Source organism: Burkholderia sp. APQ4-4ca (assembly GCF_057837105.1).
The window spans coordinates 92,835-108,165 of record NZ_JBYQCG010000071.1 but is presented as its reverse complement, the minus strand read 5'-3'; the positions used below and the strand labels follow the sequence as shown (position 1 = coordinate 108,165).

The 15,331-nt window shown below is 71.7% G+C and carries 12 protein-coding genes; 7 read left to right on the top strand and 5 right to left on the bottom strand.

The genetic code is table 11. The features are described 5' to 3' along the window. From glgX to AC3IFE_RS05895, 5 genes are all read left to right on the top strand, one after another. Entirely contained in the window at positions 1 to 2,115 is a 2,115-nt protein-coding gene (gene glgX / locus AC3IFE_RS05915; protein WP_489189869.1) for a glycogen debranching protein GlgX, read from the top strand. 9 nt (positions 2,116 to 2,124) lie between these two features. Then, positions 2,125 to 3,996, top strand: a complete 1,872-nt coding sequence (gene treZ / locus AC3IFE_RS05910) for a malto-oligosyltrehalose trehalohydrolase (protein ID WP_489189868.1) — start codon at positions 2,125 to 2,127, stop codon at positions 3,994 to 3,996. After that, a complete protein-coding gene (gene malQ / locus AC3IFE_RS05905) occupies positions 3,993 to 6,218 on the top strand; it encodes a 4-alpha-glucanotransferase (RefSeq protein ID WP_489189867.1) in 2,226 nt (741 codons plus the stop codon). Before treZ ends, malQ begins: the two co-directional genes overlap by 4 nt. After that, complete coding sequence (treY, locus tag AC3IFE_RS05900; RefSeq protein ID WP_489189866.1) at positions 6,215 to 8,980, top strand: malto-oligosyltrehalose synthase; 2,766 nt, start codon at positions 6,215 to 6,217, stop codon at positions 8,978 to 8,980. The genes malQ and treY overlap by 4 nt, the downstream gene beginning before the upstream one ends. Positions 8,981 to 9,564: 584 nt before the next feature. Next, positions 9,565 to 10,815, top strand: coding sequence for a phosphatidylserine decarboxylase family protein (locus AC3IFE_RS05895; protein WP_489189865.1), 1,251 nt, complete (start codon positions 9,565 to 9,567; stop codon positions 10,813 to 10,815). A 22-nt stretch (positions 10,816 to 10,837) separates the two neighbouring features. On the opposite strand, the gene AC3IFE_RS05890 is transcribed toward AC3IFE_RS05895, so the two are convergent. From AC3IFE_RS05890 to AC3IFE_RS05870, 5 genes are all read right to left on the bottom strand, one after another. After that, positions 10,838 to 11,071 (bottom strand): hypothetical protein, encoded by a 234-nt coding sequence (locus tag AC3IFE_RS05890; protein ID WP_089471223.1) that lies wholly within the window; start codon positions 11,069 to 11,071, stop codon positions 10,838 to 10,840. 307 nt (positions 11,072 to 11,378) lie between these two features. After that, positions 11,379 to 11,708, bottom strand: a complete 330-nt coding sequence (locus AC3IFE_RS05885) for a DUF1488 family protein (RefSeq protein WP_089471222.1) — start codon at positions 11,706 to 11,708, stop codon at positions 11,379 to 11,381. Positions 11,709 to 11,711: 3 nt separating this feature from the next. Then, positions 11,712 to 12,260, bottom strand: a complete 549-nt coding sequence (locus tag AC3IFE_RS05880) for a type 1 glutamine amidotransferase domain-containing protein (RefSeq protein WP_089471221.1) — start codon at positions 12,258 to 12,260, stop codon at positions 11,712 to 11,714. A 279-nt stretch (positions 12,261 to 12,539) separates the two neighbouring features. Next, the gene (locus AC3IFE_RS05875) at positions 12,540 to 12,905 is read right to left on the bottom strand and encodes a DUF3022 domain-containing protein (protein ID WP_301736894.1); all 366 of its coding nucleotides are present in this window, start codon (positions 12,903 to 12,905) and stop codon (positions 12,540 to 12,542) included. 85 nt (positions 12,906 to 12,990) lie between these two features. Further along, entirely contained in the window at positions 12,991 to 13,443 is a 453-nt protein-coding gene (locus tag AC3IFE_RS05870) for a hypothetical protein (RefSeq protein WP_489189864.1), read from the bottom strand. Between the two features lie 158 nt (positions 13,444 to 13,601). On the opposite strand from AC3IFE_RS05870, the gene AC3IFE_RS05865 reads away from it, so the two are divergent. Next, positions 13,602 to 13,964 carry a DUF3175 domain-containing protein gene (locus AC3IFE_RS05865; RefSeq protein WP_089471219.1) on the top strand — a complete coding sequence of 121 codons (363 nt, stop codon included), beginning with the start codon at positions 13,602 to 13,604 and terminating at the stop codon, positions 13,962 to 13,964. Positions 13,965 to 14,007: 43 nt separating this feature from the next. After that, positions 14,008 to 15,330 carry a cation:proton antiporter domain-containing protein gene (locus tag AC3IFE_RS05860; RefSeq protein ID WP_089471218.1) on the top strand — a complete coding sequence of 441 codons (1,323 nt, stop codon included), beginning with the start codon at positions 14,008 to 14,010 and terminating at the stop codon, positions 15,328 to 15,330. The last annotated feature ends 1 nt before the right edge of the window (position 15,331 follow it).

Sequence of the window (15,331 nt, the reverse complement as noted above, 5' to 3'; positions counted from 1 at the left end):
ATGCCGACCGCCCTGCCCGACCGTCTCGAACCCGGCCGCAGCTACCCGCTCGGCGCGACCTGGGACGGCCTCGGGACCAACTTCGCGGTGTTTTCCGCGCACGCGCACCGGATCCAGCTGTGCGTGTTCGATCCGACCGGCCGCAAGGAACTCGCGCGCCTCGACCTGCCCGAATGCACCGACGAGGTGTGGCACGGCTACCTGCCGAACGCGCATCCGGGCACCGTGTACGGGTTCCGCGCGGACGGCCCGTACCAGCCGCAGCACGGCCACCGCTTCAATCCGACCAAGCTGCTGCTCGACCCGTACGCGCGCAAGCTGGTCGGCCAGTTCCGCTGGTCGGACGCGCTGTTCGGCTATCGCGTGCATTCGAACCGGGTCGACCTGTCGATGGACCGCCGCGATTCGGCGCCCGCGATGCCGAAAGCCGTGGTCGTCGACGAGGCATTCGACTGGAGCAACGACCGCCGCCCGAACGTGCCGTGGCGCAGCACCGTGATCTACGAGACCCACGTGCGCGGCGCATCGATGCGCCGCGCCGGGCTGCGCCCGCCGGAGCGCGGCACGTTCGCGTCGCTCGCGCATCCGGCGTTCGTCGACCACCTGCTGTCGATCGGCGTGACGACGGTCGAGCTGCTGCCGATCCACGCGTTCCTGCAGCAGCGCGAACTCGTGAAGCGCGGGCTGCGCAACTACTGGGGCTACGACACGGCCGCGTTCTTCGCGCCGGAGCCGTCGTACCTGACGACGCGGCGGCTCGACGAGATGCGCATCGCGGTGCGCCAACTGCATGCGGCCGGCATCGAGGTCGTGCTCGACGTGGTCTACAACCACACGTGCGAAGGCAACCAGCTCGGGCCCACGCTGTCGTGGCGCGGGCTCGACAACGCGAGCTATTACCGGCTGCGACCCGACGATCCGCGTTACCACGTCGACGAGACCGGCTGCGGCAACACGCTGAACCTGTCGCATCCGCGCGTCGTGCAGATGGTGATGGATTCGCTGCGCTACTGGGCGACCGCGTTCAACATCGACGGCTTCCGCTTCGATCTCGGCGTGACGCTCGGCCGCGAGGACCACGGCTTCGAGCCCGGCGCGGGGTTCTTCGACGCGTTGCGGCAGGACCCGGTGCTCGCGCAGCGCAAGCTGATCACCGAACCGTGGGATCTCGGCCCCGGCGGCTATCAGCTCGGCCGCCATCCGCCCGGCTTCGCCGAGTGGAACGACCGGTTTCGCGACACCGTGCGGCGCTTCTGGCGCGGCGACGCCGGGCAGCGTCCGGAACTGGCCGCGCGCCTGTCGGGCTCGGCCGACCTGTTCAATCACGGCCGGCGCCGTACGTGGGCGTCGATCAATTTCGTCACCGCGCACGACGGCTTCACGCTGGCCGACCTCGTGTCGTATGCGGGCAAGCACAACGACGCGAACGGCGAGGACAACCGCGACGGCCGCGACGACAACTGCAGCGCGAACTGGGGCGCGGAAGGGCCGACCGACGACGCGGCGATCCGCGACGTGCGCCGGCGCGTCGCGCGCTCGATGCTCGCGACGCTGTTTACCGCGCTCGGCACGCCGATGCTCGTGGCCGGCGACGAATTCGGCCGCACGCAGCACGGCAACAACAACGCGTATTGCCAGGATAACGAACTGTCGTGGCTCGACTGGGACCTCGCGCACAGCGAAGCCGGCGTGGAAATGACGCGTTTCGTGTCGCGGCTCGCCGCGCTGCGGCGCATGTATCCGGTGATGTCGGCGCCGCGCTATCCGTCGGGCGACCGCGACGGCGCGCCGGGCATGCGCGAGATCGGCTGGTTCGACGAACGCGGCGACGCGCTCACCGTCCCCGCGTGGGAAGACGGCGAACGCCGCGCGCTGACGATGCGGCGCGTCGGCACCGGCCGCACCGGGCGCACCGAGGCCTTGCTCGTGATGCTGAACGCGTCGGCCGACACCATCACGTTCATGCCGCCCGCGCCCGTGCTCGATTACCGGATCCTGCTCGACACCGCGAACCCCGATTCGGGCCCGCGCTCGTGGCCGGATGCCGGGCTCGACGTCGCCGCGCACGCGGCCGTGATCGCGGTCGCGGCCGTGCCACCCGACCTGTCTTCGTGAGGAGCCGCCATGACGCCCCGTTCCGCCCATTCGCCCGGCACGCACGCGTACGCGTCGTCGTTCGGTGCGACCTGCCTCGATGCGGATCGCACGCGCTTCCGGCTGTGGGCGCCCGCGAGCCGCACGGCCGCCGTCGAACTGCAGGACGCAGGCGGTCGCGCGATCGCCATGACGCCGGCCGGCGACGGCTGGTTCGAGACGATCGCGCCGTGCGGCCCCGGCACGCTGTACCGCTACCTGCTCGACGATGCGCTCGCGGTGGCCGATCCCGCGTCGCGCTTCCAGCCGTACGACGTGCTCGGCCCGAGCCAGGTGGTCGATCCGGCCGCGTACCGCTGGCGCAACGACGCGTGGCGCGGCCGCCCGTGGCACGAGACGGTGCTGTACGAGCTGCACGTCGGCGCATGCGGCGGCTACGCGGCCGTCGAGCGGCGGCTGCCGGCGATCGCCGAACTCGGCGTGACCGCGGTCGAGCTGATGCCCGTCAATGCGTTCCCCGGCGCGCGCAACTGGGGCTACGACGGCGTGCTGCCGTTCGCGCCCGACGCGTCGTACGGGCGGCCCGAGGAACTGAAATCGCTGGTCGACACCGCGCACGGGCTCGGGCTGCAGGTGTTCCTCGACGTCGTGTACAACCACTTCGGCCCCGAAGGCAACCTGCTGCCGCGCTACGCGCCGGACTTCTTCCGCACGGACCGGCAGACCGCGTGGGGGCCGGCGATCGACTTCTCCCACCCGCAGACGGGCACGTTCTTCATCGACAACGCGCTGTACTGGCTCGACGAATACCGCTTCGACGGGCTGCGCATCGACGCCGCGCATGCGATCGACGACGACGCGTGGCTGCGCGAACTCGCGCGCCGCGTGCGCGCCTACGCGGGCGACGCACGCCACGTGCATCTCGTGCTGGAGAACGAGCGCAATAGCGCGAGCCTGCTCGGCCCGGGCGGCTTCGACGCGCAATGGAACGACGATTTCCACAACAGCGCGCACGTGCTGCTGACCGGCGAGCGCGACGGCTATTACCGCGCGTACGCGGACGCGCCGCTGCGTCATTTCGCGCGCACGCTCGGCGAAGGCTTCGCGTACCAGGGCGAGCCGTCGCCGCTGCACGACGGCGCCGCGCGCGGCGAACCGAGCGCGCACCTGCCGCCGACCGCGTTCGTCGCGTTCCTGCAGAACCACGACCAGATCGGCAACCGCGCGTTCGGCGAACGGCTGCGCGCGCTCGCGAACGACGACGCGGTGCGCGCGGCCACCGCGCTGATGCTGCTCGCGCCGTCGATCCCGCTGCTGTTCATGGGCGAGGAAGACGGCAGCACGCAGCCGTTCCAGTTCTTCACCGACTATCGCGGCGCGCTCGCCGATGCGGTGCGCGAAGGCCGGCGTCGCGAATTCGCCGCGTTTCCCGCGTTCGCCGACGCCGCGCATCGCGACGCGATTCCCGACCCGAACGACATCGCGACGTTCGTGCGCTCGTCGTCGCACCATCCGCCCGACGAATCGTGGCCCGACGCGGCCGCGTGGCGGCGCTTCTACCGCAGCGCGCTGGCCGTGCGTGCGGCGCTCGTGACGCCGCACCTGGCCGATGCGCGCGCGCTCGGCGTCGCGCTGCTCGCGGGCGACGGCGACCCGCCCGCGCTGCTCGCGCGCTGGCGCCTCGGCGACGGCAGCACGCTGACGATCGCGCTGAATCTCGGCTCGCACGACGCAACGCTGCCCGCGCTGCCGGTCGGCAAGATCGTGTTCGAGACGCCGCCGCGCGCGCGCGACCGCCTGCCCGGCGGGCACGTGCCGCCGCGCGCGTGCATCGCGTGGCGCGACGGCGCGGTCAACCACGATGCGCGGCAGCACCGCGCGAACGGACGGAGCCCGTCATGACGACCGACGTCCCGATCGCGGCGCTCGCCCGCGCGGCCGGCCTGGCACCCGACTGGACCGACGCGGGCGGCGTCGCGCGGCGCGTGGACGACGACGCGCTCGTCGCGCTCGTCGACGCGCTCGGCTGGCCCTGCGGCACCGCGATCCAGCGGGTGGACAGCGCGGCGGCGCTCGCCGATGCGAAGGCATCCCCGCCGCGCGTCGTGACCGGCGACGCCGGCCAGCCGCTGACGCTGCCGGCGACCATCGCGGCGCCGGGCGCGCGCTTCCGGATCTCGCTCGAAACCGGCGGCCACGTGGACGGCCGCGTGGGCGGCACCGGCGAACACGGCACGCTGCCGCCGCTCGCGATGCCCGGTTATCACGCGCTCGACATCGGCGAGCAGCGCGTCGGGCTCGCGATCGCGCCGCCGCGCGCGCAGCCGTTCGACACGTTCGCCCGCCCCCACGACGCGGGCCGCCGTTGGGGCATCGCGGCGCAGCTCTACAGCCTGCGCCGCACCGGCGACGACGGCGCGGGCGACTACACGGCGCTCGCGCGGCTGGCGGCGCGGGCCGCTCGCCACGGCGCGCAGGCGGTGGCGATCAGCCCGACGCACGCCGGCTATCCGGCGCTGCCCGCGCACGACAGCCCGTATTCGCCGTCGTCGCGACGCTGGCACAACGTCGCGTATCTCGACTGCGACGCGGTGCCGGGCGCCACTGCCGCGCAGCGGGCATCCGCCGGTTCGGCCGATGCCGCGCTGATCGACTGGCCGCGCGTGCTGCCCGCGAAGCTGCGCCGTCTGCGCGCGTGCTTCGACGCATGGCGCGCCAGCGACGACCCGTCGCGCGATACGTTCCAGCGTTTTCGTGCGGCGGGCGGCGCGGCGCTCGACGCGCATGCGCGCTTCGATGCGTTGCAGGCGTTCTGCATCGAGCACGGGATCGGCGCGGACTGGCGGCAATGGCCCGCGCAATGGCGCATGCCGGGATCGGCGGAAGTCGACGCGTTCGCGCACGCGCATGCCGACACGATCGCGTTCCACACGTTCCTGCAATGGTGCGCGTCGCGCGCGCTCGGCGACGCGCAGCACGCGGCGCGCGGCGCGGGCATGGCGACCGGCCTGATCGCCGATCTCGCGGTCGGCTCCGATCAGGCCGGCAGCGACGCGTGGGCGCACGGCACGACGCTGCTGCGCGGCGTATCGCTCGGCGCGCCGCCCGACCTGTTCAATGCGGCCGGCCAGGCCTGGGGCGTGACGACGTGGACGCCCGACGCGCTGCGCGCGGACGGCTTCATGCCGTTCATCGAGCTGCTGCGCGCGGCGTTCGCGCACGCGGGCGGCATCCGCATCGATCACGTGCTCGGCTTCGCGCGGATGTGGATCGTGCCGGACGGCGGCTCGCCGCTCAGCGGCGCGTACCTGCGCTATCCGCTCGACGATCTGGTGCGGCTCGTCGCGCTGGAAGCGGCCCGCCATCGCGCGATCGCGATCGGCGAGGATCTCGGCACCGTGCCGGCCGGCTTGCGCGAACGGCTCGGCGCGCAAGGGGTCGCGGGGATGCGCGTGCTGTGGTTCGAGCGCGACGCGAACGGCGCGTTCCGGCCGCCGTCCGCGTGGGATCGCGAGGCGATCGCGATGACCTCGACGCACGATCTGCCGACCGTGGCCGGCTGGTGGCGCGGCGTCGATCTCGGGTGGCGGCGCGTCGCGGCCGACGCCGAAGCCGCGAAGCGGCGCGACGAAGCGCAACCACCGCACGATGTCGCCGCCCCGGCGCCGGACGATGCGAGCACGTACGATTCGGACGAGATCGTGCAAAGCATGGCGTACGGCCACGACACCGTGCAGCGCCCCGATTCGAATCGCTCGACGCCCCCGCCGCCGCCGGAACTGCTCGCCGCTCACAGGGAACGCGCCACCGAGCGCGCGGCGCTGTGGCACGCGCTGCAGCACGCAGGCTGCGCGCCGGCCGGCGCCGCGGTGCCGCCGGCCGACATGCCGCCGGTGAACGCGATCCTGGCCTACGTCGCGAGCAGCCCGTCGCCGCTCGCGCTGCTGCCGCTCGAGGATTTGCTCGCGCTCGACGCGCAGCCGAACCTGCCGGGGCCGCCATGCGGCCATCCGAACTGGCGGCAGCGGCTGCCGCGCCCGATCGACACGCTGTTCGACGCCGACGTGCGCACGCGCATCGCCGCCGTCGTGCAGGCGCGCCGCGCGCAGGGGCACCGCCCATGACCCCACGCGCGACGCTGCGACTGCAGCTGCATGCGGGCTTCACGTTCGACGACGCGGCCGCGCACGCCGACTACTTCGCGCGGCTCGGCGTGAGTCACCTTTACCTGTCGCCGGTGTCGACGGCCGAGCCCGGCTCGCTGCACGGCTACGACACCGTCGACTACGGCGCGCTCGGCGCGGAGCTCGGCGGCGAAGCCGGCTTCATCCGGCTCGTCGACGCGGCGCGCGCGCGCGGCCTCGGCATCATCATCGACATCGTGCCGAACCACATGGGCGTCGGCGGCTCGTCGAACGGCTGGTGGAACGACGTGCTCGAATGGGGGCCGGCCAGCCCGTACGCGCGCTATTTCGACATCGACTGGCATCCGCCCGACCCGGCGCTCGACGGCAAGGTGCTCTTGCCGTGCCTCGGCGCGCCGTACGGCGAGGCGCTCGCGGCCGGCGACATCACGCTGCGCGCCGATCCGGCCGCGGGCCGCTTCTATATCGCGTGCCCGGGGCGGCGGCTGCCGGTCGCCGCCGCCACCTACGCGGAAATCCTGCGCATCGCGAATCGCGCGGACCTGAACGCGCTCGCCGAGCGCTTCGACGTCGCGCCGATCCGCGACAGCGCGCGGCTGGCCGCCGCCCATGCGGCGCTGCGCGACCATGCGGCCGCGCACGGCCCGCATGCGCTCGACGCGGTGTTGCGCGGCGCCGATCCGCGCCGCGCACGCTCGCGCGCGTGCCTGCACCGGCTGCTCGAACGCCAGCATTACCGGCTCGCCTGGTGGCGCACGGCGGCCGACGAGCTGAACTGGCGGCGCTTCTTCGACATCGCGACACTTGCGGGCGTGCGCGTCGAAGACGAGGCGGTGTTCGACGCCGTGCATGCGCTGCCGCTGCGGCTGCACGCGGCCGGGCTCGTCGACGGCGTGCGCGTCGATCACGTCGACGGCCTCGCCGATCCGGGCACGTATTGCCGCCGGCTGCACGCGCGGCTCGCCGCGCAGCACGACGCGCGACCCTACGTCGTCGTCGAGAAGATCCTCGCGCCCGGCGAAGCGCTGCGCACCGACTGGGCCGTCGACGGCACCACCGGCTACGACTTCATGAACGACGTCGGCGCGCTGCTGCACGACCCGGCCGGCGCCGAACCGCTCGCCGCGCACTGGGCGGCCGTATCGGGTTCGGCGCGCACGTTCGCGCAGGAAGCGCTCGACGGCAAGCGGCGCGTGCTGATGCGCCAGCTCGCCGTCGAGCATGCGCGCGTCGCGCGGTTGCTGCACGGCATCGCGCGGGCGTCGCCCGCGACGCGCGACATCAGCGGGATCGCAATCCGGCGCGTGCTGGGCGAGCTCGCGGTGCGGCTACCCGTGTACCGGATGTATCCGGCGCCGGGCGTCGAACCGGCCGACGCCGACCGGCGCGTGCTCGCGCATGCGTACGACGGTGCGTATGCGTCGGTCGATCCGACCGACCGCTTCGCGCTCGAGCGTGTCGCCGCGTGGCTCGGCTTGCCGGTCGTGCGGGTGCCGCGCGTGGACCCCGATGCGCTGGTCGCGGCGCGGGTCGCGTTCGCTCAGCTCACCGCGCCGCTGGCGGCGAAAGGCGTCGAGGATACGGCCAACTATCGCTACGGGCGGCTGCTGTCGCGCAACGAGGTCGGCGCCGATGCCGGCGACTTCAGCCTGTCGCGCGGCGCGTTCCATGCGCGCAACCGGCGCCGCGCGCGCACCGTGCCGCACGGGCTCGTCGCGACGGCCACGCACGACCACAAGCGCGGCGAGGACGCGCGGGCGCGGCTCGCGGTGTTGAGCGAGGTGCCCGACGCGTGGCGCGCGGTGTCGCTCGACTGGTCGGCGCTGAACCTGCCGCATCGCGGCGGTGCGCACCGCGACCTCGCGTGGACGCCGGGGCCGGCCGCCGAGGCGATGCTGGTCCAGACGCTCGTCGGCTGCTGGCCGCCGACGCTCGCTCCCGACGACGCGGCCGGCCTCGACGCGCTCGCGACGCGCGTCGTGCAATGGCAGACGAAGGCGCTGCGCGAAGCGAAGCAGTACACCGACTGGCTCGCGCCCGAGCCGGACTACGAGCACGGCTGCGAAGCGTTCGTCCGCGCGATCCTGACGCCGCGCGGCGCGGGCGATTTTGCGCATCGGCTGCATGCGTTCGTCGCACGGATCGCGCCGGCCGGCGTCGTCAACAGCCTGACGCAAACGGCGCTGCGGATCGCGTCGCCCGGCGTGCCCGATCTCTATCAAGGTACCGAGTCGTGGGATCACTCGCTCGTCGATCCGGACAACCGGCGCGACGTGCCGTTCGCGACGCTGGCGGCTGAATCGGTCGATGGGCCGGTTGCGTCGTATCTGCCGACGTGGCCCGATGCGCGCGTGAAGCGCGCGCTGATCGAACGGATGCTGGCGCTGCGTGCGCGATGGCCCGCGACGTTTGCGGACGGGGCTTACGTTCCGCTGCGCGTGCGTGGCCCGCTTGCGCGGCACGTGGTGGCGTTCGCGCGGTGCGACGACGCGGCTACCGTGGTGGTGGTCACGACGCGGCTCGCGTGCCAGTTGCTCGGCGAAGCGCCCGCGTTGCCGCGCGTGGAGCCTGCGCGATGGGGAGATACGGCGGTCGTGCTGCCGCGCGACGTGGAAGGGCCGTGGATCGACTGGCTGAATGCGGGCGACGCGATCGACGCGCCGGAAGGAGTGCTGGCGCTCGATCGCTGTCTGGCAGAGTTGCCTGTGGCGGTGCTGGTCGCGGCGCGGAGGGGAAATTGAAGCCGATGCCCGAGCGGCATTAGCGACGCAGGAAGTGGGACACGGACGCGATCGAGGCTGCTGAAGGGAAGTGATCGTATTTGGCAAGCCCGGTCGGCAACGCGACCGGGCTTTTTCATTGGCGGAAATATAAGTACGCCGCGCGGGATTTTTCGAGCGACCTATTTATCGTGCGAGCCGCGGATTTGTCGCGCGCGGCCTCGTCACGACCACTCTTCCGGCGGCATCTCGCCGCGGTCATCTTCCCACAGCGGTTTCGCCGTCTCCTCTCCACGGCTCGGCGTCACGGGCCCGTTGCCGCTTGCACGAGCGTCACCACGCTCGCCGCGCCGCGCCCCGTCGCGCGTCGTCGCCGCACGCGGCCGTGTTCGCGTACGCGTCGGCGTCACGGTCCGCTGCCCGTCGCGACGACGCTCGTCCGTCGTTCCCGCATCGTTCGTCTGTCGTGGGTTCGAAGCTGTAGCCATTTTTCTCTCCTGAGTCGTCGAAGGAAACCCGTTGCCCGAGCGCCGCAATTTTGGTGCCGCGCGCCGGGCAAGCGTCTTGCTCCATCGCTTCGCCCCCTAACCATTCCGGAGGAGACGATGCCGACGAATCGCAACGCGCCGCCCGCCACACGCCGCCGCCTCGGCGAATGGATGGCCAGCGAGGAAGCGCACATGGCCGCGTTCCGCGAAAAAATCGCGAACGAAGCGCGCGCGCATGCCGGCGAGCAGCTGCGCACGCCGGCCGTGCAGGAACTCGCGCGGCTGTTCGACGACAACGCCGTGTTGCGCATGAGTCTGACGCGCGCGATCGACGAGGCGCGCGAAGCGGGATACCGGCTCGGCTACGCGTCGATCGGCGGACTGATGACCGTGCTCGACCATCTGATGACCTACACGCCGCCGTTCAGCGAGGAAAGCCTGATCGTGTGCCCGCTGAACGCATTCTTCGACTGGCCGATGTGCATGCCGTCGGGCCACGCGGTGTTTCGCGACGCGTCCGTCAATGCGCAGTTGAAGCGCGTATTGAATGCGTGGTGCGACTTCCTCGGCGGCCCGCATTCGCGCGCGCATCTCGACACGTCGCCGCCCGACGGCTGGTTCTGCGACGAAGCCCGCAAGCGCCTCGGGCTGTCGCAGTTCCAGTATCGCGAAGACCAGCCCCACTGGGGCTTCGATTCGTGGAACGACTTCTTCACGCGGCGCTTTCGCGACGGCGCGCGGCCCGTCGCGGCGCCCGACGATCCCCACGTGATCGTCAGCGCGTGCGAGGCCGCGCCGTATCACACCGAAACGAACGTGAAGCTGCGCGACACGTTCTGGATCAAATCGCAGCCGTACTCGCTGCGCGACCTGTTCACGCCTGCGTGGCTGTCGCTCGCCGAGCGCTTCGTCGGCGGCGACGTCTACCAGGCCTACCTCAGCGCGTACAACTACCATCGCTGGCATGCGCCGGTGCGCGGCGTGGTCACGCACGCGTATCGCGTCGACGGCGCCTATTACTCGGTCTCCGAAGCGGAAGGCCCGGACCCGGCCGGGCTCAACGACTCGCAGGGCTACATGACGGCGGTCGCCGCGCGCGCGGTGGTCGCGATCTCCAGCGACGATCCCGGCATCGGCACGGTGGCCGCCGTGTTCGTCGGGATGGGCGACGTGTCGTCGTGCGTGATCGACGTCATGCCGGGGCAGCGCGTCGACAAGGGCGACGAGATCGGCTATTTCCAGTTCGGCGGCTCGACCTACTGTCTGCTGTTCGAGGCCGGCGTGATCGACCGCTTCCTGTACGCGCCGCCGTTCGACGGCCAGCCGCCGGTCGTGCAGGTCAATGCGCCCGTCGCGATCGCACGCTGAGCGCCGCGGGCGGCCCGGTGCGTCACGCTTCCGCTTCCGTTGCGTCGGACCGGGCCCCGTCGTGCCGCTGCACGCTGTGCAGGACCGACAGGCCGTCGGCGGTCAGCGCGGGCCGATGTTGGCCGGACGCATCGTCGCGCTCCATCACGATCAGGTGTCGTTCGACGAGCGCGACGATATCGTCGCGGTCGAGTTGAATCTGTTCCGGTGCGCGATGCACCAGGAACAGTGCGGCGAATTCATGGGCGGTCAGCATGCTCGTTTCCCCGTTGGCGGCTACGCGCGACGCGACACCGGCGTCGCATCGGCCAGCGGCGCGTATCGTGCGCCGGCAACGTCATGGACATGCAGGGAGCGTGCCAACCGGTGTCGTTCAATCGGTGGCCGTGCAGTGCGCGCGCCGCGCGATGTGGCACCACGCGAACGCGTTCGAGCCGCTGCAAAGTTTTCAACGGCATGTAATCGGTAACGGCAGGGCAACGGCGGACACGGGAAACGTCCGGTGAAACCGGCCTGAAACAGACCGGTTACAGGCCGGGAACGCGAGACGAAATGCGGCCCGCTCAGGGTTCCCGCGAGCGAAACAACCCCGCCCGCGCCGCGCCGGCCGGCGCACGGAAATACCCGCTGTGCAGCACCACGTCGTGGTTGCCGCTCGCCAGCACGTCCGCGCATGCGGCTTCGATCCGCGCACGGCCCTGCTCGAACGCGTCGCGCAGATCGGCCTCCAGCGCGGAGCGCGCGCCGAAATGATCTTCCAGCGCCTCCACCGTGATCGCGCACGCCTGCGGCGCCCCGTCGACGTCGACGACGAAGCGCAACTGCAGCGCCGCGCCGTCGAACGTGGGCGGTTGGTCGGTCAGCGTCACGGCGCGCGGGGAATCGGCCGGCATCGCTCATGCCCTCCGCGCCGCGAGACGCTCGACCAGCGCGCCGTTGAACGCGGGCAGATCGGCCGGCTTGCGGCTCGTGATCAGGTTGCCGTCGCGCACGACTTCCTCGTCCACCCACTTGCCGCCCGCGTGCCGGATGTCGTCCTGCAGGCTCGGCCAGCTCGTCATCGTCTTGCCCTCGACCAGCCCGGCCGATACCAGCAGCCAGCCGCCGTGGCAGATCGCCGCGACCGGCTTGCCGGCGCCGACGGCCGCCGTCACGAATTCGCGCGCGGCCGGCACCATCCGGATCGCATCGCCGTTGATGACGCCGCCCGGCAGCACGACCGCGTCGTAGTCGCCTTCGCGCGCATCGTCGAAGGTGCGATCGACCTTCACGCGCTCGCCCTTGTCGACGTGCCGGAAACCCTGGATCTCGCCGCGCTTCTGCGAAATCACGTCCACCTGCGCGCCTTCGGCCGCGAGCGCGCGCTGCGGTTCGACGAGTTCGGCTTCCTCGAAGCCGTCGACCGCGAGAATCGCTATCTTGCAATGATCCAGCCTGCCGCTCATGAGTGCCTCCGTGGACGGGAATAAGGGTGGGACGGCACACGCCGTGCCGTTTCCCGTCGTGCAGCAATCGCCATTCCGCCGCCAGCGCCGCGGCCCATCGCCCTCGTCGCTTCGTGCGCGATGCGGGACAATGGGGAACGACCCGCGATCGACGGCGGCCGCCCACGCAGGGGAGGACCGACCGCCGCCCGTCGCCGCGCCCGGCTGCAAAGATTTCAACGGGATGTAACGGGACGCCGTGGGGACGCCGTGGCGACGCCGTACGTCGATCCGGCGCGATTACTGCAGATGACGTGCGGCGTCGAGCATCGCGTCGGTCAGCTCGACCGTCAGCGTCAGGTTTTCGTCGGTATCGGGCAACTGCTCGAGCGTCTGCTGCACGGCGTCGTGCAGCATCGCGTGCACGCGCATCCGCGCGCCGTCGTCGAGATCCGCGTAGCGCTCCATCGTCGAGCATTCGAGCGCGAGCACGACCGAATGCCGGGCCGCCTCTGGCGGCGCCTCGACGGCGTTCGCCCAGGCCGCATGGAACATGACCCTGCCCGTTTCGACGTCCACGTGAACCGTCGTGTCGAGATCGTCCACGTCGGTTGCGTCGCTGTCGATCTCGTCGTTCTCCAGGAAAATCCGGGAATTCGATTGCATGATGTCCTCCTGCGTGGTGGCGGCGGGCCCGTCCCGGGAAACCGCGCCGCCATCGCACCGTGCCGGCCGCGCCGGCACGGCGCCGTCAATAACCGCTGGAACCGCCGCCCGTCCCTCCGGCCCCGCCGCCGCCCGTGCCCGTCGAGCCCGCCGAACCACCGTTGCCGGCGCCCGTGCCGCCCGACCCGCCGGCCCCGCCCGACCCGCCGCCGACCCCGCCGCCCATGCCGCCGCTACCGCCCTGGCCGGCGCCGTTCGGGCCGCCGCCCGGCTTCACGTGGCCTGCCGCCCCGCTGTGCGAACGCATCCCGTGCTTCGCCCCATGCCGTTGCGTGCCCGCCGGCGGAGGCGGCGCGGTCGTATTGCCGTTGGTGCCCAGCGTCGACATGTCCATCGACGGATTCGGCGCACCGGTGCCCTCGTCCGAGCGCTGCGAATTCTGCGCCCATGCAGCCGGCGCGGCCGCGACGATCGCGACGGCCGCGCAGGCCAGCACGCGCCGCGCGACGAACTTCGATTCGAATGCTGCTGACTTCATGGCGTTTTCTCCCTATGGGTGATCGCGTGATGGAAATTCCTGCTCCGATCCTTCAGCAAGGCCCATGCCGTCACCGGTCAGGTTCGCGACGCGGCACGCGATTTGCGGCCCCTCTGTTCGCACGCCCCTTCTGTCATCCCATACGGAGCCCTTGCCTTATGCCTTCCGCTTCTGCTTCCGCTTCCCACGCTCACGGCAAGCGCCACACGCGCCGCCCGGGCCGCGCGCGCAGCGCCGACCCGGCCCACCGCAAGCGCTGGTCTGGCGAAGTCACGCAAAAAAGCGATGCGCTCGACATCGAGCCCGACATCTTCAAATCCGACGATCCGGCCGAGATCGCGGCGTCGCTGAAGCACTCGGCCGAACACAGCCGCCGCCGCAAGGCGTCGCCGTTCCAGTCGGCGATGTCGATGCTGAACTTCTACGTGAACCGCGCGGGCCGCAACCTGCCGAAGACGCGCCGTACGACGCTCGAACGCGCGAAGCGGAAACTGCGCGAAGCCTTCGGCCGCAAGCCCTGACGGCTGGCGCGCCGCCCGTCTCCCTCCGCTGCGATTCCCACGCATGCACGAAACCCTCTGGTATCTGATCGTCGGCGCGGTGCTGCTGGGCATGGGCGTCGTGACGTCGGCGCTGCGTCACCTGCCGTGCAGCTCCGCGATGATTTACCTGGTGATCGGCGTCGCGCTCGGCCCGGCCGGCGCCGGCCTGCTGCATCTCGACCTCGAACGTGACGGGCAACTGCTGCGCGAGATCGTCGAGGTCGCGCTGCTCGTGTCGCTGTTCGCGATCGGGCTGCGGCTGCGCGTGCCGCTGTCCGACAAGCTGTGGCTCGTACCGTGCCGGCTCGGACTGCTCGCGATGATCGTCACCGTGCCGCTGCTCGCCGCGTGCGCGGTGCTCGCGCTGGGTCTCGGCTGGGGTCCCGCGCTGCTGCTCGCGGCGCTCCTCGCCCCGACCGACCCGGTGCTCGCGCACGACGTGCAGGTGCACGATCCCGGCGATCGCGACCTGGTGCGCTTCGCGTTGTCCGGCGAAGGCGGGATGAACGACGGCATCGCGCTGCCGTTCGCGCTCGCGGGGCTCGCGCTGTGCGGCGCGCCGGGCGCGACGTACGGCATTCCGCCGCTGTCCGGCACGTTCGCGCTCGTCGCGCTGTGGGGCATCGCGGGCGCGGTCGCGATCGGCGGCGGGCTCGGCTGGGTCACGACGAAGACGATCGGCTGGCTGCGCACGCGGCACGCGCAGGCGCTCGGCCTCGAAGGCTTCTTCGCGCTCGCGCTGATCGTGCTGTCGTTCGGCGCCGCGCAGCTCGCGCACACGTTCGGCTTCATCGCGACGTTCGCAGCCGGCGTCGCGATGCGGCGCGTAGAGCATCGGGCGAGCGGCGACCGGCCGCCGCGCGAAGTGATCGGCCAGATCGATTCGGAAGACGTGGTCGCCACCGAGAAGCATCCGGAAAAAGCGCATGCGTTCATGGCCGAATCGGTGCTGGGCTTCACGATCGAGCTCGAACGGATCGCCGAAGCGGTCGTGATGACGATGATCGGCAGCGTGCTCGCGACGCTGCCCGGCCCGCTGCTCACGTGGGGCGCCCTCGCGCTGGCGGCCGCGCTGTTCGTCGCCGTGCGTCCGCTCGCGGTGCTGGTCACGCTCACCGGCTCGCGCGCGACGCATGCGCAGCGGCGGCTGATGGCGTGGTTCGGCATCCGCGGGATCGGCTCGTTCTACTACCTGCTGTTCGCGCTCGAGCACGGGCCGTCCGAAGTGGTGCGCCCGCTCGCGGCGCCGGTGCTGGCCGTGGTATCGGCGTCGGTGGTCGCGCACGGAATCTCCGCCACGCCGCTGATGAACTGGTATTACCGGCTGCAGCAGCGTCGGCGCTGAC

What these genes read in the sequence shown, in the direction of transcription:
- AC3IFE_RS05865 (WP_089471219.1), top strand. Translation starts at nt 13,602, where the DNA reads ATGCCTTCCGCTTCTGCTTCCGCTTCCCACGCTCACGGCAAGCGCCAC.
- malQ (WP_489189867.1), top strand. Translation starts at nt 3,993, where the DNA reads ATGACGACCGACGTCCCGATCGCGGCGCTCGCCCGCGCGGCCGGCCTG.
- AC3IFE_RS05885 (WP_089471222.1), bottom strand. Translation starts at nt 11,708, where the DNA reads ATGCCGGCCGATTCCCCGCGCGCCGTGACGCTGACCGACCAACCGCCC.
- treZ (WP_489189868.1), top strand. Translation starts at nt 2,125, where the DNA reads ATGACGCCCCGTTCCGCCCATTCGCCCGGCACGCACGCGTACGCGTCG.
- glgX (WP_489189869.1), top strand. Translation starts at nt 1, where the DNA reads ATGCCGACCGCCCTGCCCGACCGTCTCGAACCCGGCCGCAGCTACCCG.
- AC3IFE_RS05890 (WP_089471223.1), bottom strand. Translation starts at nt 11,071, where the DNA reads ATGCTGACCGCCCATGAATTCGCCGCACTGTTCCTGGTGCATCGCGCA.
- AC3IFE_RS05870 (WP_489189864.1), bottom strand. Translation starts at nt 13,443, where the DNA reads ATGAAGTCAGCAGCATTCGAATCGAAGTTCGTCGCGCGGCGCGTGCTG.
- AC3IFE_RS05880 (WP_089471221.1), bottom strand. Translation starts at nt 12,260, where the DNA reads ATGAGCGGCAGGCTGGATCATTGCAAGATAGCGATTCTCGCGGTCGAC.
- AC3IFE_RS05895 (WP_489189865.1), top strand. Translation starts at nt 9,565, where the DNA reads ATGCCGACGAATCGCAACGCGCCGCCCGCCACACGCCGCCGCCTCGGC.
- AC3IFE_RS05875 (WP_301736894.1), bottom strand. Translation starts at nt 12,905, where the DNA reads ATGCAATCGAATTCCCGGATTTTCCTGGAGAACGACGAGATCGACAGC.
- AC3IFE_RS05860 (WP_089471218.1), top strand. Translation starts at nt 14,008, where the DNA reads ATGCACGAAACCCTCTGGTATCTGATCGTCGGCGCGGTGCTGCTGGGC.
- treY (WP_489189866.1), top strand. Translation starts at nt 6,215, where the DNA reads ATGACCCCACGCGCGACGCTGCGACTGCAGCTGCATGCGGGCTTCACG.